The organism is Halosaccharopolyspora lacisalsi, assembly GCF_014137975.1.
Taxonomy (GTDB): Bacteria; Actinomycetota; Actinomycetes; order Mycobacteriales; family Pseudonocardiaceae; genus Halosaccharopolyspora; species Halosaccharopolyspora lacisalsi.
The window spans coordinates 1,234,341-1,259,829 of sequence record NZ_JACGWZ010000001.1; the positions used below are offsets into that span (position 1 = coordinate 1,234,341).

At 67.5% G+C, this 25,489-nt stretch carries 24 protein-coding genes and 2 pseudogenes; 20 read left to right on the forward strand and 6 right to left on the reverse strand.

Features of this window, described 5'->3' with window-relative positions:
• Positions 1-181 precede the first annotated feature (181 nt).
• Both FHX42_RS06030 and FHX42_RS06035 read left to right on the forward strand, forming a co-directional pair.
• On the forward strand, positions 182-526 hold the full coding sequence (locus FHX42_RS06030) for a hypothetical protein (protein WP_182543109.1): 345 nt from the start codon (positions 182-184) through the stop codon (positions 524-526).
• A 293-nt stretch (positions 527-819) separates the two neighbouring features.
• Positions 820-1,041, forward strand: coding sequence for a hypothetical protein (locus FHX42_RS06035; protein WP_182543110.1), 222 nt, complete (start codon positions 820-822; stop codon positions 1,039-1,041).
• A 289-nt stretch (positions 1,042-1,330) separates the two neighbouring features.
• On the opposite strand, the gene FHX42_RS06040 is transcribed toward FHX42_RS06035, so the two are convergent.
• Positions 1,331-1,549, reverse strand: coding sequence for a hypothetical protein (locus tag FHX42_RS06040; RefSeq protein ID WP_182543111.1), 219 nt, complete (start codon positions 1,547-1,549; stop codon positions 1,331-1,333).
• Between the two features lie 409 nt (positions 1,550-1,958).
• Here FHX42_RS06040 and FHX42_RS06045 point away from each other — a divergent pair, with 409 nt between their 5' ends.
• Genes FHX42_RS06045 through FHX42_RS06065 form a run of 5 tightly spaced genes read left to right on the forward strand, consistent with a single transcriptional unit; the run spans position 1,959 to position 7,521 of the window.
• Entirely contained in the window at positions 1,959-2,666 is a 708-nt protein-coding gene (locus FHX42_RS06045; protein ID WP_182543112.1) for a GntR family transcriptional regulator, read from the forward strand.
• Entirely contained in the window at positions 2,663-3,535 is an 873-nt protein-coding gene (locus tag FHX42_RS06050; protein WP_182543113.1) for an NAD(P)-dependent oxidoreductase, read from the forward strand. The genes FHX42_RS06045 and FHX42_RS06050 overlap by 4 nt, the downstream gene beginning before the upstream one ends.
• Positions 3,532-4,668 (forward strand): mandelate racemase/muconate lactonizing enzyme family protein, encoded by a 1,137-nt coding sequence (locus FHX42_RS06055; protein ID WP_182543114.1) that lies wholly within the window; start codon positions 3,532-3,534, stop codon positions 4,666-4,668. Before FHX42_RS06050 ends, FHX42_RS06055 begins: the two co-directional genes overlap by 4 nt.
• Complete coding sequence (locus FHX42_RS06060) at positions 4,665-6,080, forward strand: aldehyde dehydrogenase family protein (protein WP_182543115.1); 1,416 nt, start codon at positions 4,665-4,667, stop codon at positions 6,078-6,080. The genes FHX42_RS06055 and FHX42_RS06060 overlap by 4 nt, the downstream gene beginning before the upstream one ends.
• A gap of 28 nt (positions 6,081-6,108) precedes the next feature.
• The gene (locus FHX42_RS06065; protein WP_182543116.1) at positions 6,109-7,521 is read left to right on the forward strand and encodes an MFS transporter; all 1,413 of its coding nucleotides are present in this window, start codon (positions 6,109-6,111) and stop codon (positions 7,519-7,521) included.
• Between the two features lie 509 nt (positions 7,522-8,030).
• On the opposite strand, the gene FHX42_RS06070 is transcribed toward FHX42_RS06065, so the two are convergent.
• Entirely contained in the window at positions 8,031-8,912 is an 882-nt protein-coding gene (locus tag FHX42_RS06070) for a class I SAM-dependent methyltransferase (RefSeq protein WP_328795922.1), read from the reverse strand.
• Between the two features lie 155 nt (positions 8,913-9,067).
• Between FHX42_RS06070 and FHX42_RS06075 the strand changes: the two genes are divergently transcribed.
• The 9 genes and pseudogenes from FHX42_RS06075 (at position 9,068) to FHX42_RS06115 (ending at position 16,233) form a co-directional block, all read left to right on the forward strand.
• Positions 9,068-10,024, forward strand: a complete 957-nt coding sequence (locus tag FHX42_RS06075; protein WP_328795962.1) for a tyrosine-type recombinase/integrase — start codon at positions 9,068-9,070, stop codon at positions 10,022-10,024.
• A 615-nt stretch (positions 10,025-10,639) separates the two neighbouring features.
• Positions 10,640-10,855 carry a hypothetical protein gene (locus FHX42_RS06080; RefSeq protein ID WP_182543118.1) on the forward strand — a complete coding sequence of 72 codons (216 nt, stop codon included), beginning with the start codon at positions 10,640-10,642 and terminating at the stop codon, positions 10,853-10,855.
• Positions 10,856-10,927: 72 nt separating this feature from the next.
• Positions 10,928-11,134, forward strand: coding sequence for a hypothetical protein (locus tag FHX42_RS06085; protein WP_182543119.1), 207 nt, complete (start codon positions 10,928-10,930; stop codon positions 11,132-11,134).
• Between the two features lie 552 nt (positions 11,135-11,686).
• Positions 11,687-12,103, forward strand: coding sequence for a hypothetical protein (locus tag FHX42_RS06090; RefSeq protein WP_182543120.1), 417 nt, complete (start codon positions 11,687-11,689; stop codon positions 12,101-12,103).
• A gap of 609 nt (positions 12,104-12,712) precedes the next feature.
• Entirely contained in the window at positions 12,713-13,996 is a 1,284-nt protein-coding gene (locus FHX42_RS26375; RefSeq protein WP_235986914.1) for a TIGR03086 family metal-binding protein, read from the forward strand.
• A 236-nt stretch (positions 13,997-14,232) separates the two neighbouring features.
• Positions 14,233-14,454, forward strand: coding sequence for a hypothetical protein (locus tag FHX42_RS06100; RefSeq protein WP_182543121.1), 222 nt, complete (start codon positions 14,233-14,235; stop codon positions 14,452-14,454).
• A 72-nt stretch (positions 14,455-14,526) separates the two neighbouring features.
• Positions 14,527-14,829 carry a hypothetical protein gene (locus FHX42_RS06105; protein WP_182543122.1) on the forward strand — a complete coding sequence of 101 codons (303 nt, stop codon included), beginning with the start codon at positions 14,527-14,529 and terminating at the stop codon, positions 14,827-14,829.
• Positions 14,830-14,926: 97 nt separating this feature from the next.
• A complete protein-coding gene (locus FHX42_RS06110) occupies positions 14,927-15,178 on the forward strand; it encodes a hypothetical protein (protein ID WP_182543123.1) in 252 nt (83 codons plus the stop codon).
• Between the two features lie 274 nt (positions 15,179-15,452).
• Positions 15,453-16,233 (forward strand): annotated as a pseudogene (locus FHX42_RS06115) (SAM-dependent methyltransferase).
• A gap of 43 nt (positions 16,234-16,276) precedes the next feature.
• On the opposite strand, the gene FHX42_RS26380 reads toward FHX42_RS06115, so the two are convergent.
• Positions 16,277-17,131: a hypothetical protein gene (locus tag FHX42_RS26380; protein ID WP_182543124.1), complete on the reverse strand. Its 855-nt coding sequence runs from the start codon at positions 17,129-17,131 to the stop codon at positions 16,277-16,279.
• A gap of 54 nt (positions 17,132-17,185) precedes the next feature.
• On the opposite strand from FHX42_RS26380, the gene FHX42_RS06125 reads away from it, so the two are divergent.
• A complete protein-coding gene (locus tag FHX42_RS06125) occupies positions 17,186-17,365 on the forward strand; it encodes a hypothetical protein (protein WP_182543125.1) in 180 nt (59 codons plus the stop codon).
• Positions 17,366-18,193: 828 nt separating this feature from the next.
• On the opposite strand, the gene FHX42_RS06130 is transcribed toward FHX42_RS06125, so the two are convergent.
• Together FHX42_RS06130 and FHX42_RS06135 are read right to left on the reverse strand one after the other, a co-directional pair.
• Positions 18,194-18,562 (reverse strand): hypothetical protein, encoded by a 369-nt coding sequence (locus FHX42_RS06130; RefSeq protein WP_220479545.1) that lies wholly within the window; start codon positions 18,560-18,562, stop codon positions 18,194-18,196.
• Positions 18,563-18,749: 187 nt separating this feature from the next.
• Positions 18,750-19,532: a DnaB-like helicase C-terminal domain-containing protein gene (locus FHX42_RS06135; protein ID WP_235986915.1), complete on the reverse strand. Its 783-nt coding sequence runs from the start codon at positions 19,530-19,532 to the stop codon at positions 18,750-18,752.
• 147 nt (positions 19,533-19,679) lie between these two features.
• On the opposite strand from FHX42_RS06135, the gene FHX42_RS06140 reads away from it, so the two are divergent.
• Entirely contained in the window at positions 19,680-22,760 is a 3,081-nt protein-coding gene (locus FHX42_RS06140; protein WP_235986916.1) for a Tn3 family transposase, read from the forward strand.
• A gap of 18 nt (positions 22,761-22,778) precedes the next feature.
• On the opposite strand, the gene FHX42_RS06145 is transcribed toward FHX42_RS06140, so the two are convergent.
• Complete coding sequence (locus FHX42_RS06145; protein WP_182543127.1) at positions 22,779-24,323, reverse strand: MFS transporter; 1,545 nt, start codon at positions 24,321-24,323, stop codon at positions 22,779-22,781.
• 104 nt (positions 24,324-24,427) lie between these two features.
• Between FHX42_RS06145 and FHX42_RS06150 the strand changes: the two genes are divergently transcribed.
• Positions 24,428-25,141, forward strand: a complete 714-nt coding sequence (locus tag FHX42_RS06150) for a TetR/AcrR family transcriptional regulator C-terminal domain-containing protein (protein ID WP_182543128.1) — start codon at positions 24,428-24,430, stop codon at positions 25,139-25,141.
• A gap of 124 nt (positions 25,142-25,265) precedes the next feature.
• Positions 25,266-25,451, forward strand: a pseudogene (locus FHX42_RS27965) (recombinase family protein); the annotation flags it as partial.
• Positions 25,452-25,489 lie beyond the last annotated feature (38 nt).

The window sequence follows — 25,489 nt, forward strand, 5'->3', positions numbered from 1 at the left end:
CCTCCCTGGCCATCCTCACCTGAGCGATTTCGTGCCACCCACCGGGCGGCACGAAATACTGCACTGCACGCGCTGGTGCGATCGTGTCGGCATCGGGCAGCGCGCCTACATCACCGTCGAGCTGCCGCATACGCAGCAGGAGTGAGTCCGATCGGTACGACCAGAACGCCCGTCACCGCGCGTGGTGCATCCTGTCCCGCATGGAATCAGTGTCCCCACCACACGGACAGCACCACTATCATTACCGCGCGCCGCAACCGCCCCGCGCGGACAACGCGATGGGTACCGCCGCGCTCGTTTTGGGGATCTGCGCCGTGGTGTTTGCCTTTATCCCCTGATCGGCCTCATCGCCTGGCCCCTACTGATCATCGGCCGCAGCCTCGGTCGTCTCGGCCGGCAGAAAGCCACCAGCGGCACCGCTACCAACGGCACGTCCGCCAGGGCAGGAGTGATCCTGTGCGACATCGCCCTGTTGATCTGCCTCGGCTGGGTCGCCCTGTTCGCCACGGGGATGCCCAGCACCTGATCAGCCCTTGGTCTCCGGAAAGGGGTGCACCGGCGGTTGCTCGCGAACTATGCGGGAGCCGTTTCGGCGCCGAGGCCTTCGACCGTGCCGCGGTCAACACCGCCCTGGCCGTCCTCGCCGACTGGGCGCAGCATTCCGTGCCAACCATCAGGCGGCACGAAATGCTGCGCTGGGTGCTCAGGCGAGACCGTCGTCACCACCTGCCTCCGCATCCTGTGCCGACGAACCGACCACGGACTATCGTCACCAGCACAACCACCCCCAGCTCGCACCGCAGAGCGGGAGGCACGACATTGGCGTCCTACACCACCGACGACGCGAAGCGCGTCACTGCCCAGGACATGGCCGAGGCGCACGCCTACTACACGCGCCTGGCCGCTGAGCAGCGCCCGGCGGTGCGCCGCGCCATCGCGCATCTGACCAACACCACCCCGCCCGCGGACACCGAGCCGGACGTCGACGACGACCGAGACGAGGCGGAGGGCGAGCTCGACGGTGAGGCGGGCGAGCAGTAGCAGCTGCTAGAACAGCGTGGTCTGCACCGCGGTGCTTCCGGTGTCCGCGGTGTCGTCTTCGCCGCGCAGGCGGCGGCACCTCCGGCAGGTCACCGGTCTGCGGGTCGCCGACAGTTCGCTGTGGGTGCCGTGTCCGGCGAAGCCCTGGCGCCGGGGCCGGCAGCATCAGGTTGTTGATCCAGTCCAGCCACGTCGTCGCGTGCACAACTTGTGATTGGCCGACGTGCAGGTTCCTGTCGGCGAACGCCCGCTGCTGGGCGGCGGCGAACCGCGCCGGATCACGCCGCCGTCACCCACCACGACCTGGCGGGGGAGCGAACGGCACGATCTCGGCGCCCTGGTTGTCGTGCTCGGCGGGATCGGCAGACATGCGCCCAGTACGGAGCTTCCACGGGCCGTGAGGAACATCGGCACGACAGACAGCGCTAAGGCTGTCGATGCTGGTCACCGTGCTGGTCTGGTAGCACCGCGAGTCGGTGTCGTCGAGCCTGATGCGTGATTCCTGCATCGGATGCGATCGTTCCTGTCGCAGATAAGCACGCCGTGTCGGCCTGCCTGCCCGCTCTGTCCACTCTGGTCAGCGATGCGCCGGGCGGGAGATACCGCAGAGAGTTCAGGGATATCCACGATAGTCACGGACCGTACAAGCGCCACTCGTCGGTCCGATGTTCCTCGGCCCTCAGCCCCCGGTCATGAGCCTGTCGTGAGTGTGGCTCTATGGCGAAGTGCTGATCCGACGTCCGCCTTTCGGTGCGGGGTTGGCTGCACGTCGTCTGTCGTGCGGCACTCGTGCTCCGTGCGCTGGCGGTGTCTCCCCTGGAGCTGCCTGCGATTCACGTATGAGCTTGGCTTCTGCTTGCTAACTGTTGCCTCGATTACATATTGCATGTAATTTTATCGCCCCAAGGAGGCCGATGATGACTCAACACACACTGGACGCAAGTTCCATCACCCGAGGCGACGGCCTCGTGGATAAGGCCTACAAGGTGATCCGCGACGCGATCCTCAGCCGGCGCCTGGCGCCAGGCAGCCGACTGTCCGTCCCCGAGTTCGCCCGGCAACTCGATATCAGCCGGAGTCCTGTTCGGGAGGCCATCGCTCGCATCGAGTACGAGGGTCTCGCGGAGAGCACCTCCCACCGCGGGGCGGTCGTCGTGCAGATCGGCCTCGACGAGCTCATCAGCATCTATGACCTCCGAGAGGTCCTCGAAGGGCTCGCAGCGCGACTCGCAACCCGAGCCGCGGACACCACTGTGATCGACGACCTCGAGCAGAACTGGCAAGCCCACCACGATGCCGTCGAAAGCGGCGACGTGGAGCGGCACATGGAGCTCGACGCCGCGTTCCACGGTCACATCCGTGACGCCGCCGGCAACCTTCGCCTCTCGGACAACCTGCGACAGCTGCAAGGGCAGATCCGGATCGCCATGACCACCACCGTCGCCCGTCGTGGCGGCATGGATGCGGCGCTTGCCGAGCACCGCACCCTCATCGACGCCATCCGAGGCGGCGACCCCGCTGTGGCGGAGAACGTCGCTCGAGACCACATCACCCGTCTGCGCGAGAGCCTCCACGATGCCGCTCTCGCAGACCATCACCACATCGACGAAAGGCACGAGACATGACACTCACCGCAGTGATCGGACTGGGCACCATGGGCGGCCGCATTGCCGACTCGGTCGCCGAAGGCGGCCACGAGGTCCGCGGCTTCGACCCCTCCGAGGGCGCCCGCGAAGCGGCCTCCGCCTCGGGCCTCTCCGTCTACGAGACCGCCGAAGAGGCCCTTCAGGGAGCGGAGCTGGTCGTCCTCTCCGTACCGCGCCCCGAGCACGTGCTCGCCTCCGCGCGCGGCGCACTGTCCACGGCCGGGGGAGCCGTCGTCGTCGACATGTCGACGATCGACCCCGGTACCGCCCAGGATGCCTCGACGATCCTCGCCAAGCACGACGTCACCTACGTCGATGCTCCGGTGCTGGGCCGCCCGGACAAGATCGGCAATTGGACCCTTCCCGCCGGGGGGACCGAAGTCGCGACCGCCCTGGTGCGCTCCGTGCTCGAGGGCACTGTCGCCAAGCAGGTCATCCACGTGGGCGACGTCGGCGCCGGCCACGCCGTGAAGGTCCTCAACAACCTCATGTTCGGTGCGATCAACGCGATCACCGCCGAGGTCCTCACCACCTGTGAGGCCGCGGGCGTCGACCCGGAGGTCTTCGTCTCCACCATCGCCGACTCGGGCGCCGCGACCGTCTCGAACCTGTTCCGCGAGATCGCCCCGAAGATGATCGCGAGCGACTTCGAGCCCGCCTTCGCCCTCGGGCTGCTGGCGAAGGACAACAAGCTGGCCATCGATCTCGCCCGCTCCGTCAGTGCGCCCACGCACCTCGCCGAGATCATCGACAGCGTGAACACCGCGGCCATGGAGCAAGGCCTGGCCGACCGTGACACCGGAGCCGTCCAGGCGCTCTACCACTCGCAGTCCGCAGCCGTTCGATGAGCGGCCAGCTCATCGAACGCATCGTCGCGCGCGTTCTTGAGAGCCCCCTCGATGACCACGTGCCGATGTCCTTCTCCCAGCTGAGCGTCCGACGCACCTTCCTGGTCGAGGTCCATGCGGGCGGTGAAGTCGGAATCGGCGAGAGCTGGATCAATTACCCCAACTGGGCTGCCACCGAACGCCTCGCGACCCTGCTCGAGGGGGTCGCCCCGATCGCTCTTGGACGCGACGCCCTCGACCCCGGGACACTGCTGGACACCCTCGTCGCTGCTCTCGGAGGCGTCGGGCGACAGTGGGGAGCGCACGGCCCGATCTGGCAAGCGATCAGCAGCATCGACATCGCCCTGTGGGACCTGCGCGGTCGCCTGAGCGGCACGTCCACGGCGCAGACGCTCGGACCGGTCCGCGACAGCATCCCGGCGTACGCCAGCGGCGTCGGTCCCACCAAGGTCCACGAGCTCACCGAGCGTGCGCTCGAGCTGGGCCTGACCGCGGTCAAGACCAAGATCGGATTCGGCCGGGAGACCGACCGTGCCACTATCGCGGCGGTCCGCGAGGCCGCCCCGAACATCCGCATCTTCGCCGACGCCAATCAGGCCTGGACCCTCGACGAGGCCATCGACAATGCGACGTGGCTGCAGGAGGAGGGCGTCGAGTGGCTCGAGGAACCTGTCTCCGGGGATGATCCACAGGATCTCGCCGCGCTGCACAAGGTCACCGGGATGCCGCTGGCCGGCGGCGAGAACGTGTACGGGCTGGAGAACCTGGTCCGCCTCGTGACCACCGGGGGCCTAGTCCAAGCCCAGCCCGACGTCGCCAAGTCGGGCGGTCTGACCGTCCTGCGTCGTCTTGCCGAGCAGCTCGGGGGCACCGGCTGCGTGCTCAGCCCGCACTGGTACTCCGGCGCCATCGGCCTGCGCGCATCGATCACGCTCGCCACCACCGTCGCCCACGCCGGGTGGATCGAGCTCGACGTACGCGCCAATCCCCTGCGTGATGATCTCGTCACCGGCGGGTTCCCCCTCCACGAGGGCAACGTCCTCGCCCCCACCGCTGCCGGCCTCGTCGGCGATCTCGACGCCGACGCCGTGAACCGATTCCAAGTCCACTCCGACGAACGGAGATTCTCATGAACACCACGTATATCCCCGCAGCCCGCATCGGCGGCCACTCCCTCGACGGCGTCACCCATGACGTGATCGACCCGGCCACCGGCGCCGCCTTCGCGAGCGTCGGCTGGGCTGGTGCCACCGACGTCGAGCACGCCGTTGGCGTGGCCACCGACGCCTTCGCGGCCTGGTCCACGACCCCGGCCCGGGAGCGCGCCTCGGCCCTGCGCGGCATCGCCGCCGACCTGCGCGCCGAAGCCGCCGAGATCGCGCCCGCGATCGCAGCCGAGTCGGGCAAGCTCCTGGCCGAGGCCACCGGTGAGGTCGAGTTCTCCGCGAAGTACTTCGACTGGTTCGCCGAGGCTCCTGCGATCGCCGAGGAGGAAGCCGGCCGCGTCACTCCGATGCGCCGCTTCCGCGTGCGCCGCCACCCGGTGGGGGTCGTCGCCGCGATCGGCACCTGGAACTTCCCGCTGTCGATCCCCGCCCGCAAGATCGCCGCGTCGATCGCCGCCGGCTGCCCGACTGTCCTCAAGCCCAGCGAACGCACCCCCGTCTCCTCCGATGCGCTGGTGCGCATCTGTGAACGCCACCTCCCCGTCGGCGTCATCGGCCAGGTCATCGGCGACGGCATCGAGATCTCGAACGCGCTGATCGACGACCCGCGCGTCGCCGCGGTCACGTTCACCGGAGCCACCCCGATCGGCAAGATCATCGCCGAACGCGCGGGCCGCACCATGACCCGCGCCTGCCTCGAACTCGGCGGCCGGGCCCCCTTCATCGTGCGCGAGGACGCCGACGTGGCCGACGCCGTCGACCACCTGATGATTGCCAATCTGCGCAACAACGGTGAGTCCTGCATCGCCGCGAACACCGTGTTCGTGCCCACCTCGCTGTCCGAGGAGTTCCGGTGCGTTCTCGCGGCACGCATCGAGGCCACCCGTCCGGGGGCGCAAAGCGAGGCCGAAGCCGACTTCGGCCCGCTCATCGACATGGATGCGGTCGAGCGCCTGACCGCCCTCGTGGACAAGGCCGAGCAGGCCGGGAAGCGTGTGGTGCGCGGCCAGGCAGGTCCTGATAGCGGCGCCTTCATGGCCGCAGCCGTCGTCGAGGACGCCCGCGACACCGAGCTGTTCGAGCAGGAGATCTTCGGTCCGGTCCTGGCACTGGTCACCTACGACGACGAAGACGCCGTCGTCGAAGAGGTCAACGCATGGGGTGTGGGTTTGGCCGGCTACGTGTGCGGCCGGGACCTCGCCGCCGCGCAAAATCTCGCCGAGCGCCTACGGATCGGCATCGTCGGGATCAACAACGGTGCCCCGAACACCCCGGAGGTCCCCTTCGGCGGCTTCGGTGCCTCCGGAATCGGCCGCGAGGGCGGCATGGACGGGTACGACGAGTTCACCGAGCTGCAGACGATCTCGATCGCACGCTGAGCGTTCCCTCCCCAGGAAAGAGACCGCCATGGACAAAGTAGTCCTGCGCACCAAGCGTGATGTGATCACGTTCGTCAACGACCATCCCACCGGCAGCTCCCGCGGCAAGATCATCGCCCTGATCGCCCTGGGCTCCATCTTCATCGACGCCTACGACTTCACATCGCTCGCGATCGGTCTGGACTCGATGAAGGCGGAGCTGAACCCGACGCCGTTCCAGGTGGGCACCACCACCTCGGCAATGGCGGTCGGCGCTCTCCTGGGCGCAATCTTCGGCGGGTACCTCGTCGACAAACTCGGCCGCTACAAGCTGCTGATCCTCGATCTGGTGCTCTTCGTCGTCGCAGCGATCGGCGCTGCCCTATCTCCCTCCATCGAGATGCTGATCTTCTGGCGCTTCCTGCTGGGGCTGGGCGTGGGCCTCGACATGCCGGCGGCGCTGAGCCTGGTCGCGGAGTTCACCCGCAACAGGGACAAGGGCAAGTTCGTCAACCTCTGGCAGCCCATGTGGTACGCCGCGACGATCACCTCCGCAGCCCTGGTGCTGCCGCTGGTGTTCCTCGGTATGGAGGAGCACATGTGGCGCTGGGCCGTCGGCTTCGGCGCCGTCCCCGCGCTGGTCATCCTGGTCCTACGCTTCCTCTTCGCCGATGAGAGCCCCATGTGGGCGGCGCACAATCTCGGCATGGGAGAGGCGGTGAAGATCCTCCGCAAGAACTTCCCTTCCACGGAGTTCGTGATCGAGGACGGCGAGGTGGAATCGGAGACCGACACCCGTATCAGCCGCATCTTCGAGCGCGGATACCGACTCCGCTCCCTCGTCGTCGCGGTGGTTAGCGGCTTCCAGGCGGCCCAGTACTTTGCGGTCGGGTTCTACCTGCCCGTGATCGTGGGGCTGATCTTCGGCCAGGACGTCGTCGCCATCGTGATCGGCACGATCCTGCTGAACGTGTTCGGCCTTTTGGGCGGTGGCATCCAGCCGTTCCTCACGCATCGCTTTGGCGGACGAGTGCTCACCCTGATCGGCAGTGCGATCTGCGTTCTCGCACTGATCGCCGTCGGCATGGTCGAGGTGGAGTCCGCTCCATACCTCGCCGCGATCCTGATGGGTGCGTTCATCTTCGGCCACTCCTTCGGTCCGGGCTCGCAGGGCAAGACGATGGCGACGCTGTCGTACCCCACCGATCTGCGCGGCACCGGAACCGGCTGGGCCGAGGCCTGCAGTCGCGTGGGATCCATCGCGGGCTTCTATGTGTTCCCGCTGGTGGTGGCTGCGGTGGGTCTGTCCCAGACGATGATCTTCCTCGCAGCCGTTCCGCTGATTATCTTCGTGACCGTGCTGGTCGCCCGCTGGGACCCGAAGGATGTCGACATCGAGGCCGGGTCCGTCGGTCCGGCCGCCGGATCGGCGAGTCCGGCGCTCGCACCACGGCAGCCCTAGCCGCATCCCATGGCCCCGCCGCATCCCCTGGACGGGTAGGCGGCGGGGCCCATCCGCACTGGCGGACCACTGCTTTCCCAAGGCGAACAGGCTCATCCGCTACCGCTGAGTCTTGTCCGGGATCCATGAGCACCAGCTCGTGCTCGGGGCCGAGGAACATCGGACCGACGAGTGGCGCTTGTAGGGGTAGCGGTAGTTTTCGCGCAAGATCCAACGATGGGATCGTGGTCTGATTGACTGGGGTGTGTGGCGACTCGGGTGTTTTCGCAGGCAGAGCTGGACCAGCTGCGACGGTTTCCGGAGACGATCACGGATGAGGAGCTGGTCCGGTATTTCACGCTGACGTGGACCTGTACTCCTGAAGCTGACCTGAGCCGCGAAGTAGTGGAAAGTTGGTGGTCAGCGTGCTTGCCCGTTCGGGTCTCGGTGCAGGGTGCGGTAGGGGGAACGCCGGAGTACGTCGGCTCAGCACACCACAGCGCTGCGGCCGAGGGCGGACTGGGAGATCCTCAGCGGCTGGTCCGTAGTATGCGGCTCGCGCGCAGTGCCTGGGGCGGTTCGCCCTCGAATTCCGCGGATCCGTCGAGGTAGCCGGCGATGAGTTCTGCGGCGGAGTGGTCTTCGACGTCGGTGAAGCCGAGGGAGCGCAACTGTGCTGCGATGCCGTCGGGGGTGAAGTAGCTGAACCAGGGTTCGCCGGCAGCGGCCACTCGATTCGCGCGCTCCCGCAGCTGCGCACGCTCCTCCTCGGTGTCCGCCGGCTGCAGGTAATCGAAAACGACCTCGACCGGCTGGGCCTGACCGGCGATGTATTCGAGGGTGGTGTGAGCGGCATCCGGGGTCAGGTAGAAGACGACACCAAGCCACACGAACACGGCCGGTTCGGCCCGGAGGAATCCGGCGGACTCCAGTTCCGTTGCCAGCCCGTGGGTTTCGAAGTCGACCGGCACGAACGTCACCGTCTCGGGGCGTTCGATGCTGGCCGCAGCGAGACGTTGACGTTTCCAGGCTTGGGTAGCCGGATGGTCAACCTCGAACACACGCAGACCAGGGTGCGGATTGCGGTAGGCGAAGGTGTCCACGCCCGCGCCGAGGACCACGACCTGCCGCACACCCGCAGACACGGCCGCGGCCACGCGGTCCTCGGCGAAGCGGGCACGAGCAGCGAAGAACAGGCGGCGCGGCCGATAGCTGGCACCGCTACCGGGGCGGTCCTCCGTGGGCTCGACGAATGCGGACAGTTCATCGGCGGTGACACCGAGCAGACGCGCCGCGAGCGGGTCGGTGAGGATGAGTGGCCGGTCGGCGATCTGGTGATAAGCACGGGCATAAGCGGTCGCGAGCGCTGTCCGGCTGGGCCCCTCGTTGTCCATGCTCACGAATCTACTCACGAACACGACACGAGCATCATGAACTCAGCACGTTACCTACGCCAGGTAATAGCGTTTATCTGGGGCAGTGGTGATCGCGGCCAGGGGAAACCCCCTCGGTGGCGCACACCGACGATGACTCGTTATCTGGAATAGCGAGGGGTCGCTTGGGAAGCGTGACCGCGTTCCGCTCGTCCGACTCGGACTCGGCCGGGGTTCCCCCGGTGCGCGCCGCGCTGGATAGCTTCGCTCACCAGTTGCGCAACACCCGCCAGCAGTCCGGGCACTACACCAGTGAGCACACCGTGCGTAGCTACCGCTCGACCTGGCGGGTCCTCGTTCCGGAGGAGACCACCCCGGTGTCCGAGCTCGACGGCGTCGAGCTGGCCACCCGGTTTCGTCGGCAGTGGGGGCGGAGTTCGCCGACGACGTGGAACGCCAAGCGCGCCGCGGTGCGCGCCTTCACCGTCTTCGCCTGCCAGCGGGGGTGGCTCGACGAGGACCTGGCGGCCGGGCTCTGCCGGCAGCCGCAGCCGGACTCGACCGACCGCGCCCGCGGCCGCTACGACCTCGACCGGCTGCTGCGCGACAAGCGCCACCCGCTGCGGGAGCGCACCCTGTGGCGGCTGCTGTATGCGACCTTCGCCCGCGCCGACGAGATCCTCGCACTCAACGTCGAGGACCTGGACCTGCGCAACCGGCATGCCTGGATCACCCGCAAGGGCGGCGACCGCGACCGGGTGGCCTGGGACTCCACCACCGCGCGCCTGCTGTCGCGCCTGATCGGGCAACGCAGCCACGGCCCGGTGTTTCTGACCCACCGCTCCGCCAAGGGCGCCGGCCGCGGCGAAGTCGACGCGGCCGATCTGGACCCCGAAACCGGACGCGGCCGGCTGAGCTACAACGCCGCGCTGAAACTCTTCAAAGAGGCTACGGGCGGGTGGACGTTCCACGACCTGCGCCACTCCCGACTCACCCACGCCGCCGAGGACGGCGTACCGACCACCGTCCTGCGCGCCAAGTCCGGACACCGCGACCTGCGCAGCCTCAGCCGCTACGCCAAGCCCTCCGTCGAGGACGCACAACGCCAAGTCGACCAAGCACGCGAGCACCGGAACGGAAAAACACGATGATCGCGGCGAGCACCGACCATCGCCCCACCCGAGAGGACACGACCACGCACGTGCTCATCCCCGACGACGAGGACCTCCTCGGCCCGTGGCAACAAGCCGAGGACCTGCTGCGGTGACTGCACACCGACACCGCCGAGGACGAGGTCGAGCCGTGGCTGCTGCCCGTACCACTGGCCGACGCGGTGGCCCTGCGGGCCCTGGAGCGCATCTGGGACGCCCTGCGCACCGAGCTGGACGCCGTCCCCGGGGTGGGAACGGAATACGTCTGAAACTGACATCGCGGGGCTCGCGAGGTGCGGCACTGCTGGGCTGACCAGCACGAACCGGTTTCCGGGTTTCTCGGCTTCGCTCATATCGCTGATTCAGCCAGGAACGCGGCTGACTCGTCCAACGCATTCCGGCAACCGCATAGGAGCAAGCTTGGACCAACCGCACCCAATGGTCACGGTAAGTAACCACCTGCCCTATCCGCTCCCGGGAATACAGGTCACTCCAATACAAGAGCTCACCAGTCCCAGACCCCCGCCCCCGGCGGCAGGCGGGTTGCCCATGGTGGGCAGCCTCCCCGGCGGGAAACCCTGCTCACTACCGCAGCGCAACAACCTCCAAGGTCCGATGACCACCAACTTCCCGCTACTTTGCGGATCAGGGCAGCTTCGGGAGTACAGGGCCGCCGAGCAGCGTGAACGCGACCAGGCCCTGCAGCCCGCCCAAGCCGGACTTGCTCGAACACAGCAGGGCATCGGCGAGCTCGATCCGTCGGCGCAGCCGGAGGTCGCGCTCGAGCTCGACGAGCATCAGGTCGAGCCCGGTGACGACGAACTCCGTTGATCATTCGTGTCGGTTCCGTCCGACACGCTCACCCCCGAACCTGTCCGCATCGACACACACAAGGGAGCAGGCTTGCCCGCACCGCACACCGCGAACGTCAGTGTTGAGCACATCCGTGAGGGGTTGCGCATCGAGTGCGATGCCACCGTCGCCGGGCTGGTGGCCGAGGCGGTCCAGCTGTACACGCTGGAATCCGGCAGCGATCAACTCGCCGACCTGGCTCACCAACTCGGCGAGGCCACCGGCACCGACGTGACCGTAGCCGGGCTCGCTCCGTAAGTCCTTGTGGCAGCAGAAGGGGCAGCCAGAGTGGTGTTGTGGCCCTGAGTGGTCGGGTGGTCACCGTAGGATGATCGCGTGATCACTCCCGCGAGCATGCCCAGCCACCGGCCAGGACAGCATGAGCCGGTCTTTGTGGACCAGGCCACCGGTGAGACCGGCATTATGCTGCAGCGCGCCGACGCGGTGTTTTGCTTCCATCCGCACACCGGTGGCCCGCCACGGCCGATCCTGCAACCCGGTCGATATCGCCGCGCCGACACCACCACCGACACACGGCGAGGCCAGCCCCGGCGCCGCCGGGCGGGCCGCGCACGCGCCAGCCGAGACGACCGCTCCGGCGAGGCGGTGCCCGAGCCGGGTGAATCGGGCCGGTGGTGCCCGTCGGGGCACGGGGCGGTCTCGAAGGTCAGGTGCCCGCCCGGCGGCCGTCTCGTGACAGCGTGCCAGTATCGGCGGCCACCGGGCCGGGTAGGGGCGTGGGTAGCAATGGAATCGTGCGTGGCGCTACGGCGTCCAGTTTGCTGAACACCCGTGGGATGCTGCTCTCGCGTGGCGATCAACGAACGGGTCGAGGCCGGACGGCGGGAACGTCGGGTGTTGCGGGTGGCGTGGCGATGGGACCAGGCCGAGCGTGAGCGCGCGTGGGCGCTGGCTTCGGCGCGTGCCGAGGGAGTGTCGGTCCGAACGTTGGCGAGGGCGGCGGGATTGTCGCCGTCGCGGGTGCATCAGCTTGTCACCGCCGTCGACCTGGCCGAAGCCGAGACCGCGCGGGCCGAGTTGCGAGCGGCGGACTGGCCCTGCCCGGAAAACCCGGACGAGGAGGATGACCCTGAATTGACCGGCCGGGATGCGGTGGCCGACCGGCTCTGCGACGAGGTGGCCTGGCTGGTCCAGTTGGACACCGGTCGCTACCCACCGGGGGTGAACCCGGGGTGTGAGGAACATCGGAACGACAGACAGCGCTAAGGCTGTCGATGCAGGTCACCGTGCTGATTCGGTGGCGCCGCGACCCGGTGTCGTCTCGCCTGATGCGAGTTTCCCGCATCGGATGTGGTCGTGCCTATCGCAGATGAGCACGCCGTGTCGGCCTGTCCGTCCGAGTCGTCCACGCTGGCCAGTGAAGTGCGGGTCGGGATGTACCGCAGATAGTCCGGGGCTATCTGCGGAACCCCCGAACGTGTCCTCGCACCTCCGACACGCACCTCGCTGACCAGCAGCATCAACGCTTAGCGCCAGTTTTCGTTCCGATGTTCCTCAGGCCCCGGAACAAGATCGTCAACGAAAGAAAAAGCAGCACACAGCTTGATCAGAGCTTAGCGCTGTCTGTCGTTCGGATGTTCCTCAAGCCCCTGCCCGTGCACATCGCCACGACCGTGAGGCCTATGCGAACGCCAAGCAGGCGTTCGTCCGCCGTGTGCTCGAGCGGAACTCGTAACCGGCCCACCCACCCGATAGGGGATCCCCAGCTGAGACGGCTGTTCGGTGTAGAAGCCAGCTTCCTGTACCGCGATGAGTTCGGGCCAGTTGCGGAGTCGGTACCGGATGAGTGACGTTCCTGCGGGGAGAGGAGCAGAGATGGCGACGTTCGTACTGATCCCCGGTGCCGGCGGTGCCGGCGAGGTGTACTGGCGCGAGGCCGCGGCCGAGCTCGAAGCGCGCGGGCACACCGCGATCCCGGTCGAGATCGAGGGCGACGACCCGGCGCTGGGCCTGCGCGAGTACGCGGTCATCACCGACCAGGCGATCGGCGAGCACCGCGAGGTCGTGCTCGTCGCGCAGTCGATGGGCGCCTTCACCGCGCCGATGATCAGCAAAAGCGATGCCATCGCCCGCATCGTTCTGCTCAACGCGATGATTCCGATTCCCGGCGAGTCGCCCGGGGAGTGGTTCGAGGCCACCGGCTCGGGCGAGGCTCGCCAAGCTGCCAACGAAGCGGCCGAACGGTCGAACGAGTTCGACCTCGAGGAGGTCTTCCTGCACGACATCCCCGACGACGTGAAGGCCGACATGGCCGAGGGTGATCGCGAACCGGCCGAGACACCGTTCGCACAGCCGTGCACCTTCGAGGCGTGGCCGGATGTCCCGATCCACGTCCTGGTCGGCGCTGACGACCGCCTGTTCCCGGCCGAGTTCCAGGTGCGGGTCGCCCGCAATCGGCTCGGCGTCGAGGCCGACGTGATGCCCGGAGGGCACATGGCGGCCAAGAGCCGTCCGGTCGAACTCGCCGAGCGACTGATCGCATACCTGGACGCCGGCACATCGTCAGACGAGCTCAGTACGGCCGAGGTCGGCTTCGACCTCGCCGACGCCGCGGCCGAGATGCGGCGAGTCGCGGCCGGCGTCCGCGATAACCAGCTCGACGCCCCGACGCCGTGTGCCGACTGGACCGTACGTGACCTCGCCGCCCATGTGCGCGGGCTGACCAAGGCGTTCACGCACACCGCGCGCCACGAGCACCCAGGCGAGCCGCCACCCGACGGTGCGAAGCTGCCCGACAACTGGCGCGAGCAGCTCAACCGCGACCTCGACACGCTCGTCGCGGCCTGGCGAGAGCCGTCGGCATGGCAGGGCGAGGCCGAGGCCGGCGGTTTCACCATGCCGTCGACCGAGCTCGCGACCGTCGTGCTCGACGAACTCGTCCTGCACGGCTGGGACCTCGCCCGCGCCACCGGTCAGAGCTTCACCGCGACCGACCACGACGTCGCCATCTGTACCGGCTTCGCCGCCGCGATGTCCACGCCCGACACGCTCGACAGTCGCGAGGGACTGTACGGGCCGACCGTCGACACCGGCACCGACCCAGCACCGCTCGATGCCCTGCTCGGACTTGCCGGCCGCGATCCCGGACGACCATCGTGATCTAGGGGTCTGAAGAAGAGTCGGGAAGGATTGAACGTTATCGCTGGTCACCAAGCTGGCTCAGTCTTCGGCGGAAACTGGCCAAGTGCTCGCCTCCGAGGCTGTGACCAGCTGCGGTGATCATTAGCGTTTAATCTGTCACGGATCTTCCCCAGACCCCGAAACCCTCCGGCGGTGGACGCCAGCGGCGCCGCAGCTACACCAGCGAGCAACTGAACAACTACCAACTCGAACCCGTGCGCAGCGACTCCGGCGAGATCCTGCGCTACACCGTGGTTTTGGCCGGTGACCGGATCGGCACCATCACCCGCCCCCCGTACCGCAACCGCGGCTGGCAGGCGCAGACCACCACCGGGCCCTCCTGCCCCCACAGTGGACCCGGCCGCTACGCGGCCACCCGCCAGGTCGCTGTCGTCGATCTGCTGCTCGAGCTCGGCATCACCAGCACCGACCGCTGAAACCCACTGGCCAGCACGTCATGGCATTCTGAGGTCACCACGGTTCGTTGGTGACCGGCGAAGGAGGTGAGGATGGTCGCAGGCGGTGTTGTTCTGATGCTGGCCGGAGCGGTGGTGCTGACCAGCTCGGCGCTCGCGCTGTCCCGAGCCAACCCCACGGCCGTGTTGCCGCGCTGGTCGAATCCGCCTCGCCAGCCTGTTCGGGCCCGGTTGCTGCGTGGCGCCGGAGCCGGTCTGGCCGTCTACGGCAGTATCTTGCTCTCGTCCCTGTTCGGATACTGGTCGGTCGGGCTCATCGCCGTCGCCTTCGCCGGTGTGCTCGGTGTCCACGGGCAGCACAACCGGCAGGTACGTACCGCGTGTCGGACCGAATAGGCCGGGTGCCGCCACACGGTCCCGGGTGTGCCGACGCCGTGTGCCCGGTGTTGCCTGCTCTCGTGGTGGACCGGTGGGGCGGGCTACGGTGTGGGTCATGGCCAGATGGGGTGGTCCGACGTGGGGCGCGGTGACCCGCCTCGATCGCGGGATCGTGGCCCACCCGTGGCTGGCGGCGCTGTCCACCACGGGGGGTGCCGGAGGGGTCGCGGTGCTGCTTGAGGTGCTCACGCCCGCCAGCCGCACGATGGGACTCGGGTTGCTGCCGGTGCTGGCGCTGGTCAGTTACCTGCTGCTGTTTTTGCCGATGAGCAAGCACTATCGCCGCCGACCACCCCGGCAAGACTGACCGGCACCTCGGCCCGGGTGCCGGACTGTGGGCCCCCGCACCTCGCCGACGGTGTCCGCACCGCGGGAGCAGATGCCGGGCTCCTTCCCGTAGCGGGTCGCCAGCCGCGTGTAACGGCTGGTCTGGATCCCCAAGGGCGGGATACGGTCGCGGATCAGTACAGACTGCGAGGTGGGGAGTGGGCAGGGGACGCCACGAACGCAGTGATGACCCGTACAGGCAGCCTCCGGAGGTGGCCGCCGGGGTGGATGTGGACAGTCCGAACTCGGCGCGGATGTATGACTACTACCTCGGCGGGGCGGCGAACTTCGCCGTCGACCGCGAAGCCGCCGAGGCCGGGCTGGTCGCCATGCTCTACGCACGTCACTACGCCCAGGCCAACCGGTCGTTTCTCGGTCGGGCGGTGACCCACCTGTGCCGGCGCGGCATCGATCAGTTCCTCGACCTCGGCAGTGGGGTGCCCACGGTGGGCAACGTCCACGACATCGCTGGCCGCCACAACCCCCGGGCGCGGGTGGCCTACGTCGATCACGAACCGGTGGCCGTGGCTCACGCCCACCGGATGCTGGCCGATTACGACCACGTGACCATCACCTAGGCCGACATCCGCGACCCGCAGACCGTGCTGGCCGCGCCCGGAGTGGCCGGACTGCTGGACTTCGACCGGCCGGTGGCCGTGTTGGCCGTGGCCGTCCTCCCGTTCGTGCCCGACCAGCAGGAGGCACAGGCGGTCCTCCGCCTACCGGCAGGCCACCCCGGCCGGAAGCGCCCTGGTGCTGTCGCACATCGCCGCGCTGAGCGCCACCTCGCAGCAGGTCGCCGATGCCGAGGCGGTCATGGCCCGCACCCCCACACCGGTGCGCTGGCGCACCCACCAGGAGATCGCTGCCCTGCTGACCGGCTACCAACTCCTGGACCCCGGCCTCGTGTCCGTGGACCACTGGCACCCCGCCGACCCGGTCTCCGACCACCAGGCCGCCCAAGCCAACGTCTACGGCACCGTCGGACTCCTACCACCCCACGCTCCCGAAGACAGACTTCACCTCTCGACCTGAATCAGGCCCGCCCCGTCCTCACTGAGGACGGGGCGGGCCTGATTCAGAAGGACAGAACTATGCCCACCAGCAGAAGCAGTCCTGCCATGATCGCGGTTGCGATCAGCAGGAAGAGTCCGATTCCCGTCAGGGACACAGGCTCCGGAGATGGCCGGTCCTGTTCGGCAGGAGGAGGGCCAAGTTGCCTGTCCTGTCGGTCTCGCCCCAACTGAACGAGGGGCGAGGTGTTTCCTCCGGGCACGCGGTGCTGTGGACGAGCGTGGAGGCCTTGCCAGGCGTCGAGGTAATGCTCGGCGTCCTCAGGGGCTCGCCCGGTTGCTTTGCACAGTACGACAAGCAGCGTACGCAGGTGTTCTTTCTTGTTTTGGTCAGGCAGCTTCTGTCCGGTGACATAGGCAGAGAGGGCGGATCTGGCCCAGGCATGAGCGGAATCGTGTCCACGCATCTTCATTGCCAGGTCCCGCAGGCTCAGGCCCGCCTGTTCGGCGAGCTTGGCCAGCGCCTGCTGAAACTCGGCTGCGGTGGTGATCTGGGCGATGTCGTCGGGTGGCGCGCCGCGCTGCTGCAGTTGGGAGGACAGCAGAGCATGGATACGCAGACAGACCTGGCGGGACTCCTCGTCGGTTTCCAGAGCATATAGCAGCCGTTCGTAGGTCTTTCGTTCCACCAGATCCGGGCCGGGATCGAAGGCCCGCTGTATCTCGGAGATAGATACTTCACTGACCGCAGACAGCACCTCAGTCGTCCAGAGCGTGCCGCTGACGGGCTGCTGGTACAGCTGTTCCAGAGTGCGCCGTAACGTCGCGGCGTGGTGGTACTTGTCGCTCCCGAACCAGAAGTGATCCGGCACGCCCGCGCGGGGTCGCGAGGGAGGCGAAGCATTCATCGTCAGCACCACCGTTCCGCGCCGTCAGTCTGCGTAGGGTTCGGTCCAGGGCCTAGCGCGGGAACGGTGACCGTCACCAGCCAGGCCGCGATGCTGGCAGCCACCGTCAAAGGCTGGCCCACCAGCACCATCAGGGTCACGAAGACAGTGACCACAGCCAGGGCGACGAGCTGGGCGCGCGAGCTGGCCCCGCACGTAGTACGCGGCGACGAGGGCAACGGATTCGGCAAAACAGACATCAGGTGATCTCTCCACAGTGAGGGTCGGTCGAGCACGCGTCGAACTTCTCCCTGCGGAAGCAACGCACGGTGGTGGCCAGCCACTCTCCCGCCGGGGTTTTTTCATCATGGAGCAGAACCACACGGCCACGGAAACAAGCGCTGTCCACTTTCAAACCTCACGGGAGTGATCTACAGCACGATTTCGCGGGCTCCCCCCATGTCGGGCCTCACACCGCAGCAACCCCAGGTGTGCAGGGAAAACAACTTGCGAGAGGAGCGGCGTCACATGTTTCCGCTGGTCTCAGGCTCTGCCAGGGGGATGTCCACCTCCCTTTCCGGCGAGCCGTACCGGCTGAGGCTGAGCCTTACAGTCAAGCCTCGGAAGGGGCCGAACCCGAACCTGAGCAGGCCAAACAGGTTCCCTCGTGTTTGGCCGTTCGACATCAGGTGCCCGGGCGTTGTGGCACGCGAGCGCGCCCGGGGGCCAGTATCAGACTCTCTGCCTGTCCGAAACCGCTGGTCGCAGACCTTACAGGGCCTGTGCAGAAGTAGGGTCGTTACGGGAAAACCCCGGTCAGCAGGCTAAGACTGGCCACAGAGGATGGATGAAGCAGGGTGAACTTGCTGCTCGCGGCCCCTGTTGGATCCAGTAGGCCATCACAAGCCCCTGGTCATATCCGCAGTAGGCACATACTGTTTTCCCCACACCGCCCGAGGCAGGGATCCCTCCCTGGTAACAGGCGCGACCAGCGAAAACGTAGTCCGCGAAGAAGGCGCCCAAGCTTCTCGATCGAAGAGCCGCCGTGCCGCCGCCGAGCTAGAGGACGGCACGGGTGCGGAGTAGTCGCAAATGTCAGAACAGCGTGGCCTGCACTGCGGTGCTCCCGGTGTCTGCGGTGTCGTCTTCGCCGCGCAGGCGCCGGCACCTCCGGCAGGTCACCGGTCTGCGGGTGGCCGACAGTTCGCTGTGGGTGCCGTGTCCGGTGAAGCCCTGGCGGCACGCGGGTGCGGGCAGGGTGAGGTCGTCGATCCAGTCCAGCCACGTCGTCGCGTGCACAACTTGTGATTGGCCGACGTGCAGGTTCCTGTCGGCGAACGCCCGCTGCTGGGCGGCGGCGAACCGCGCCGGATCACGCCGCCGTCGCCCATCGCGACCCGGCGGGGGAGCGAACGGCACGATCTCGGCACCCTGGTCGTCGTGCTCGGCGGGATCGGCGGGCATGCGCCCAGTATGGGCTTCCGTGGCCGCGAGCGACAGGAGCCAGGATCAGAGCGAGGATCACAGAGCGGTTTTTGCGACGCGGCTGGACGGGATAATCCCCGGAGAGTCGCGCACGGCCACAATGCCGTCTCATTTTCCCACAGAGAAAAATAACCTGCTCATGGACTTGGTTGATCGGGGGGAGATTTCACTCCTTGGCCATGTCGACGAACCGGGAGTAGTGCAGCTGGTGGGCCACGGTGACCGTGGTGGGCGGGCCTTGGCGGTGTTTGGCCAGGATCAGGTCGGCCTCGCCCATGCGGGGGTCGTCGCGCTCGACGGCGTCGGGCCGGTGGATGAGGATGATGTTGTCGGCGACCTGGTGGATCGTGTCGGACTCGCGGAGGTCGCTGAGAGCCGGGCGCCTGTCGGCGCGGTTGTCTACGGAACGTCCCAGTTCGGCGGTGACCACGACAGGCACGTCGAGCTCGCGGGCCAGGGTTTTCACACGGCGTACTGCGGTGGATAGCTCGCGTTCACGGCTGGCCCCGGCCTCAACCGAGGCGGTCAGGGACGCCGGGGAATCCACGGCGATCAGGCCCATCGGGTGTTGGGCACACAGCTCGGTGGCCTCGGCGGCCACGGCTTCGACGGAAGCGGCCGGGGTGCTGTTGAGCCACAACGGTGCCTCGGCGAGTTCGGACATGCGCCGTGCCAGGCGGGTCCAGTCGTCGTCGCTGTTCATGCGCCCGCCGCGCATGTCGCCCAGCCGGATGCGGGCTTCGGCGGACAGGATGCGCTGGTTGATCTCCGTGGCTGGCAACTCCAGGTTGAACAAGGCTGCGCCAAGTCCGTGTTTGATCGTGCAGCCGCGTACGAAGTCCAACAGGAGGGTGCTGCGTCCGACTCCAGGGCGGGAGGCGAGCACGGTCAGCGTGCCGGGACGTAACCCCGTCGTTATGGCATCCAGATCGGTGAATCCAGTCGGCAAGCCAACGGATTCACCTCCTCGACTGGCTACGTCGTCGATCTCATCCATCGTGGGCTGCGACAGATCGTTCCACTGCCTCGTGGGGGTCAAGGGGTCTGGGGAAGAACCGTGCGAAATTGAACGCTAAGCCCTTGATCGCAGGTCAGCATGCGGTGGCGGATACGGGGTGTGTCGCTGGAGTTTCTGAGCGGTGAGCAGGTCGAGGCATTCGGCCGGTTCACGGGTGTGCCATCGCGGTCGGAGTTGGACCGGTTTTGCGTGCTCAGCGACACCGACGTGCAGCGGGCGCGGCAGCGGCGCCGGCCACAGAACCGACTCGGCTTCGCCGTGCAGCTGGTGACGGTGCGCATGCTTGGCCGGTTCTTGCCGGATCCGCTGGAGGTGCCCTGGGAGATCGTCGAACAACTGGCTGGCCAGGTCGATGTCGACGATCCGTCGTGTCTGAAGCAGTACGCCCAGCGTTTGCCCACCCAGCATGAGCACACCCGTGAGATCACGGTGATATATGGCTACCGCGCGTTCGAGGATGCGCAGGCGCAGCAGGAGTTTCGCGAGTTCGTTGCCGCGCGGGCGTGGACGAGCACCGAGGGGCCACGCAAGCTGTTCGAGCGGGCCACGGTCTGGTTGCTGCGTCACAAAGTGTTGTTGCCGGGAATTACCACGTTGAGCCGGCGCGTGGGCGAGATCCGTGACGAACAGGCCCAACGGCTGTACACGGCGGTGGGTGCACTGGTGTCGCCGGAGCAGGCCGACGAGTTGGAACAACTGGTTCGGGTTGGTGACGGGGCGCGGCTGTCGGAGTTGGAGAGGCTGCGCCGTTCTCCGACGGAGAACACGCCCACGGAGCTGGCACGGCAGGTGGAGCGGCTCGGCGAGCTGCGCGGGTTAGAGCTGTCCGAACTGGACATCTCGCGGATCCCACAGAACCGGCTGTGGCACCTGGCCCTCTACGGGCTGGGCACCAAGGCCGCGACCATTCGCGGGCTGAGCTCGGCCCGGAAGACGGCCACGTTGGTGGCAATGGGACGAGTGCTGACCCAGCAGGCCACTGACGACACCCTGGATGTCTTCGACACGCTGGTGCGGGAGAACCTGATCCGCCGCGCTGAACGCGAGTCAGCCAAGACTCGACTGCACTCCTTGCCGAGGCTCTCTCGCGCCTCGATCACTGTGGCCACGGGGTTGAAAACGGTGCTGGGCCAGTTACGTCAGGATTCCGATCAGGCGGTGGATGCTGATGCGGTGTGGACCGCACTGGAGACCGCGGTGGGCCAGGCCCAGCTGGCCGAAGCCCTGGACGCGGTCGAGGAGCTGACCGCCGACCAGGGCGATCCAGATGCCGCGGCTCGGGCCGAACTGCTCGATCGGTTTCCCACCCTCCGCAAGGCCGTGGCGTCGCTGGTTGAGGTCCCGTTCGGGGCGGCTGAGGGCGGCACTGCGACGCTGGCGGAGTTCCGGCGGTTGCCGCAGCTGTTTCCCGGCCGGTGCCGCAAGCTTTCGACCGCGCAGATTCAGTCCGAGTTGGTGGGCCCGTCCTGGCGGCGCCTGGTGTTGGGTAACCCGGATCTGGCCGCCGATCAGGTCGATCAGCGCGCCTACATTTCTGCGGTCACCGAAGCGTTCCATAGTCGGCTGCGCCGCGGGGATGTGTTCGCCCACGGTGGACTGCGCTGGGCTGATCCGCGCGAGAAGCTGCTGGACGAAGCCCAGTGGCAGGCAGCCAAGCCCGAGGTGCTGACCAGCCTGGAACTGCCGGAGGATCCGCAGCCGCATCTGGGACAGCTGGCGGGCAAGCTTGATACCGCTTACCGGGTTGTGGCCGATCGCGGACAGGACAGCGAACCACAGGCTGCGACCGTCGGCGCGGACGGTCGCCTGCACCTGGACAAACTGGAGCCGCAGGAATCGCCCGAGGAGGCCACTGAGCTGTCCCGGCTGTGTGCGGCGATGCTCCCAGAAGTCGACTTGCCGGACCTGATGATGGAGGTGCACGGCTGGACCGGGTGCCTGGAGGAGTACACGCACCTGTCCGAGACCGAGGCCCGCATGAGTGAGCTGCCGCTGTCGGTAGCGGCGTGCCTGGTCGCTGAGGCTTGCAACGTGGGTTTCACCCCGGTGATCCACTCCGGGCATCCCGCGTTGCGCCGAGACCGGCTCTCGCATGTGCAGCAAAACTACCTGCGACCTGACACGCACCGGGCGGCCAACGCGCGGCTGCTGGAGCGGCACAACACCCTCGATCTGGTGGGCCAGTGGGGCACCGGTGCGGTGGCCTCGGTCGACGGGTTGCGGTTCGTCGTGCCGTCGGCCAGCGTCCGCACGGGGGCGAACCCGCGGTATTTCGGCCAGCGCGGCAAGGGCGTGACCTGGCTGAACTACGTCAACGACCAGGTCGCCGGGCTCGGCGGGCTCGTGGTCACCGGCACCGTCCGCGACAGCCTGCACGTGCTCGACGGACTCTTGGACCTCGACGGCGGCCCACGCCCAGAGATGATCGCCACGGACACGGCCAGCTATTCCGACCAAGTCTTCGGGTTGTTCGCACTGCTGGGGTATCAGTTCTCGCCGCGGTTGGCCGACATGCCCGATCAGAAGTTCTGGCGCATGGATCCGGCCGCCGATTACGGGCCGCTGAACGCGCTGGTCCCGGACCGCAGGCACGTGCTGGATCTGGAGCTGATCCAGCGCAACTGGCCCGACCTGCTGCGCGTGGCCGGTTCGCTGTCCACCGGGGCGATGAAAGCCTCGGAGCTGATGCGGCTGACCCAGGGCGGCGGGAGTCCGACCACCCTGGGCAAAGCCCTGGCCGAATACGGCCGCATCGCCAAAACCCTGCACATGCTGGCCTTCGTCGATGCTGATGAGACCTACCGGCGACGCATCCACACCCAGCTCAACACCCAAGAAAGCCGGCATGCGCTGGCACGGCGGATCTTTCACGGCAAGCGTGGTCAGCTCTATCAGCCCTATCGACAAGGTCAGGAAGACCAGCTCGGCGCGCTCGGGCTGGTGCTGAACATGGTCGTGCTCTGGAACACCCTCTACCTCGACGCCATCGTCAAACACCTGCGCAGGCAGAACTATCCCGTCCGCGACGAGGACGTGGCCCGCCTATCTCCGCTCGGATGGCGACACATCAACGTGCAAGGCCGCTACGCCTTCACCAACAGCCCACCGAACGAACTCCGCCCGCTGCGCGATCCCACCAGCCCCGACGACGAACTCTGAACCCCTGTACGGATGGGATCACTGACCGGACGTTTGATCTTCCTTCTCAGCGGCTGTGCTATTCGCCTGAAGGTTGTCCGGGTGCAGGACGAACGCGGCGATCGTCGCTCCGGCAAGCGCGCAGCCTGCGGCGGTGAGCAACGTGACGGTTTGGGCTTCGGTGAAAGCAGTCCGCGCCGCCTCGGCCAGCGCGGCTTTGTCGGTATCTGTGCTGCTGTACGCGAGGCTGGCCGCGAGCGATCGGCCGGCATCCTCGGGAATGCTGCCGGGTAGGCCGGCGCGGTAGACGACGGCGAGGAGGCTGCCGAGGATCGCGACCCCGAGGGCGGTGCCGAGTTGTTGGTGAGTGTCGTTGAGCGCGGACCCCATTCCGGCCCGTGATTGCGGGACGGCGCCGAGAACAGTGCTGTAGGTGGCCGGGCTGGAGAATCCCGTGCCACTACCAGCCAACACCAGCCCGATCGCCACAGTCACGTAGGAGCTGGCCGGGGTGAGGGTCGCGAGGACGACGAACCCGCTGGCCGTGACGGCGAAGCCGAGCATGATCGAGCGCCGGGCACCGATGCGGGCCGGTGCGCGACTGCCGACCGTGGAGCCTGCCACGGTGCCGAGGGCTAGGGGAATGATGGCTAATCCGGCCTGCAGCGCCGTGTGCCCGCGTACGAGCTGGAGGTATTGCAGCAGTACGAACAGCACGCTGCCGGTGCCCAAAGTCAACAGGGCGGCTGCAGCGCTGGCCCCGGCGAAGGCCCGGTCACGGTAGAGCGTGAAATCGACCATCGGTGCTGCGGCGTGGTATTGGCGCCAACCGAACACCCCGAGAGCAACCAGTGCGATGCTCGCGGCGACCGGTACGAGTGGGGAGCCCGCGCCGGTCTCACCGAGGGTGATGATCGCGGTGGTCAGTGCCACCATCCCGACCGTGACCAGCGCGGCCCCGCCGATGTCGAGTCGCCGGGCGTTGTCGTCGCGGAAGTTGGGCACCAGCCGTGCGATCCCGACCAGCGCTACGGCCACAATCGGAATATTGATCAGGAACACGCCGCCCCAGCTCCAGGCCGCCACGAGGGCACCACCGGCGACCGGGCCGACTGCCATGGCCACCGAGGCGACAGCGGCCCACACCGCGAACGCCTTCGGGCGCTCACCGGTGGGGAAGGCATGAACCAGTACGGCCAGCGTGGCGGGCATGATCAGCGCGGCGCCCACCCCCATCACCGCGCGCATCGCGATCAACCACCACACCGACCAGGCCGCGAGCGCCGCGACCGAGGCGAGACCGAACACGACGAGCCCAACCAGCACCGTGCGGCGATGCCCGTAACGATCCGAGGCCACCCCGGCAGCAACCAGCAGGCCGGCGAACACGACCACGTAGGCATCGATCACCGCCTGCAAGCCGGCGGTGGACGCGTCGAACGCTTGCCCGATCGCCGGTATCGCCACGTTGACCACCGTGTTGTCCATGACGATCACCAACAAGGCCGCGCACAACGCGACCAGGATCGACCACCGCCGCGGATGGCCCTCTTCGTCGTCCCTCGCTGACTCGGCCGCCGCCATCCCATGCCTCCTGTCCAGGTAGTCCTACAATGCAGGACTACTGTAGACCTACACTGTAGGGCTATGCGGTGGGGTGGATGCATCCGTTGGTTACGATGCGGCGGATGAGCCCGAAGCGTGGCGGCACCGGCCCTCACACCCCCGGGGCGATCTGGCTACGGACTCGTGCTCCCGGGCGCAACACCGGCAGCGAACTCAGCCGCGAACGCATCGCCGACGCGACCGTTACCGTCCTCGATCGCGACGGCATGAGCGGACTCAGCCTGCGACGACTAGCCACCACGCTGAACGTGCACGCCACGACGCTCTACTGGCACGTCGCCACCCGAGACGACCTGCTCGACCTCGCCCTCGACGCCGTGTTCGGCGAAGTCGTTCTTCCTGAGACGCACGCGCACGACTGGACACACGACATCACCGGTTACATGCACGGCCTGCGCACCGCGTTGCTCCAACATCCCTGGTCAGGCGCCCTGGCCAGCAGTCGCCCTTTGCTGGGCCCCAACGCGCTGGCCCGGGCCGAATTCGTACACGCCGCCCTGGCCAGCGCCGGATTCACCGAGCTGGACCTCACCGCCGCCGCCGCCGCCATCTCCAACTACGTCATCGGCACGGTTGCCACCGAGACCTCCTGGCAACACGTAGACGAGACCCCCGCACGCCAAGCCCTCAACGAACACCTCCACCACCACGCCGCGCTCTACCCCACCCTCGCTACCCAACCCCCACCCATTGACACCACGTGGGAAGCCCACTTCACGCGGGGAATGACCTTCCTGCTCGCCGGTCTCACAGCCCAGCTATCCCGCGACCAGTGAGGAACCGCTTGCGTACATCCGCCGACGCAGCGGGCGGCGTGCCGTGGCCTGGACCTGCGGCGTTGCAGATACCCCGTACGGTGAAAATTCCGATCGTCGGGGGCTAACCGTACGCTCGCCCGCCATGAGCGCCACGATCATCGGCTACGCCCGCTGCTCCACCGACGAACAAGACCTCACCGCCCAACAACAGCGCCTGGCCGAGCTCGGCGTCGCCGACGAGCGGATCTATCTCGACCACGGGCTGACCGGCACCACCCGAGCCCGCCCCGGTCTCGATCAGGCGCTCGCCGCCGTCCGCCAGGGCGACACGCTCGCGGTCCCGAAACTCGACCGGCTTGCCCGATC

Excerpts from the sequence above, each read along its gene's own strand:
- FHX42_RS06130 (WP_220479545.1), bottom strand. The coding sequence starts at position 18,562 with ATGCCCGCCGATCCCGCCGAGCACGACGACCAGGGTGCCGAGATCGTG.
- FHX42_RS06045 (WP_182543112.1), top strand. The coding sequence starts at position 1,959 with ATGACTCAACACACACTGGACGCAAGTTCCATCACCCGAGGCGACGGC.
- FHX42_RS06060 (WP_182543115.1), top strand. The coding sequence starts at position 4,665 with ATGAACACCACGTATATCCCCGCAGCCCGCATCGGCGGCCACTCCCTC.
- FHX42_RS06145 (WP_182543127.1), bottom strand. The coding sequence starts at position 24,323 with ATGGCGGCGGCCGAGTCAGCGAGGGACGACGAAGAGGGCCATCCGCGG.
- FHX42_RS06110 (WP_182543123.1), top strand. The coding sequence starts at position 14,927 with ATGGCCAGATGGGGTGGTCCGACGTGGGGCGCGGTGACCCGCCTCGAT.
- FHX42_RS06080 (WP_182543118.1), top strand. The coding sequence starts at position 10,640 with ATGACCACCAACTTCCCGCTACTTTGCGGATCAGGGCAGCTTCGGGAG.
- FHX42_RS06105 (WP_182543122.1), top strand. The coding sequence starts at position 14,527 with ATGGTCGCAGGCGGTGTTGTTCTGATGCTGGCCGGAGCGGTGGTGCTG.
- FHX42_RS06040 (WP_182543111.1), bottom strand. The coding sequence starts at position 1,549 with ATGCAGGAATCACGCATCAGGCTCGACGACACCGACTCGCGGTGCTAC.
- FHX42_RS06150 (WP_182543128.1), top strand. The coding sequence starts at position 24,428 with ATGAGCCCGAAGCGTGGCGGCACCGGCCCTCACACCCCCGGGGCGATC.
- FHX42_RS06055 (WP_182543114.1), top strand. The coding sequence starts at position 3,532 with ATGAGCGGCCAGCTCATCGAACGCATCGTCGCGCGCGTTCTTGAGAGC.
- FHX42_RS06140 (WP_235986916.1), top strand. The coding sequence starts at position 19,680 with ATGCGGTGGCGGATACGGGGTGTGTCGCTGGAGTTTCTGAGCGGTGAG.
- FHX42_RS26375 (WP_235986914.1), top strand. The coding sequence starts at position 12,713 with ATGGCGACGTTCGTACTGATCCCCGGTGCCGGCGGTGCCGGCGAGGTG.
- FHX42_RS06050 (WP_182543113.1), top strand. The coding sequence starts at position 2,663 with ATGACACTCACCGCAGTGATCGGACTGGGCACCATGGGCGGCCGCATT.
- FHX42_RS06065 (WP_182543116.1), top strand. The coding sequence starts at position 6,109 with ATGGACAAAGTAGTCCTGCGCACCAAGCGTGATGTGATCACGTTCGTC.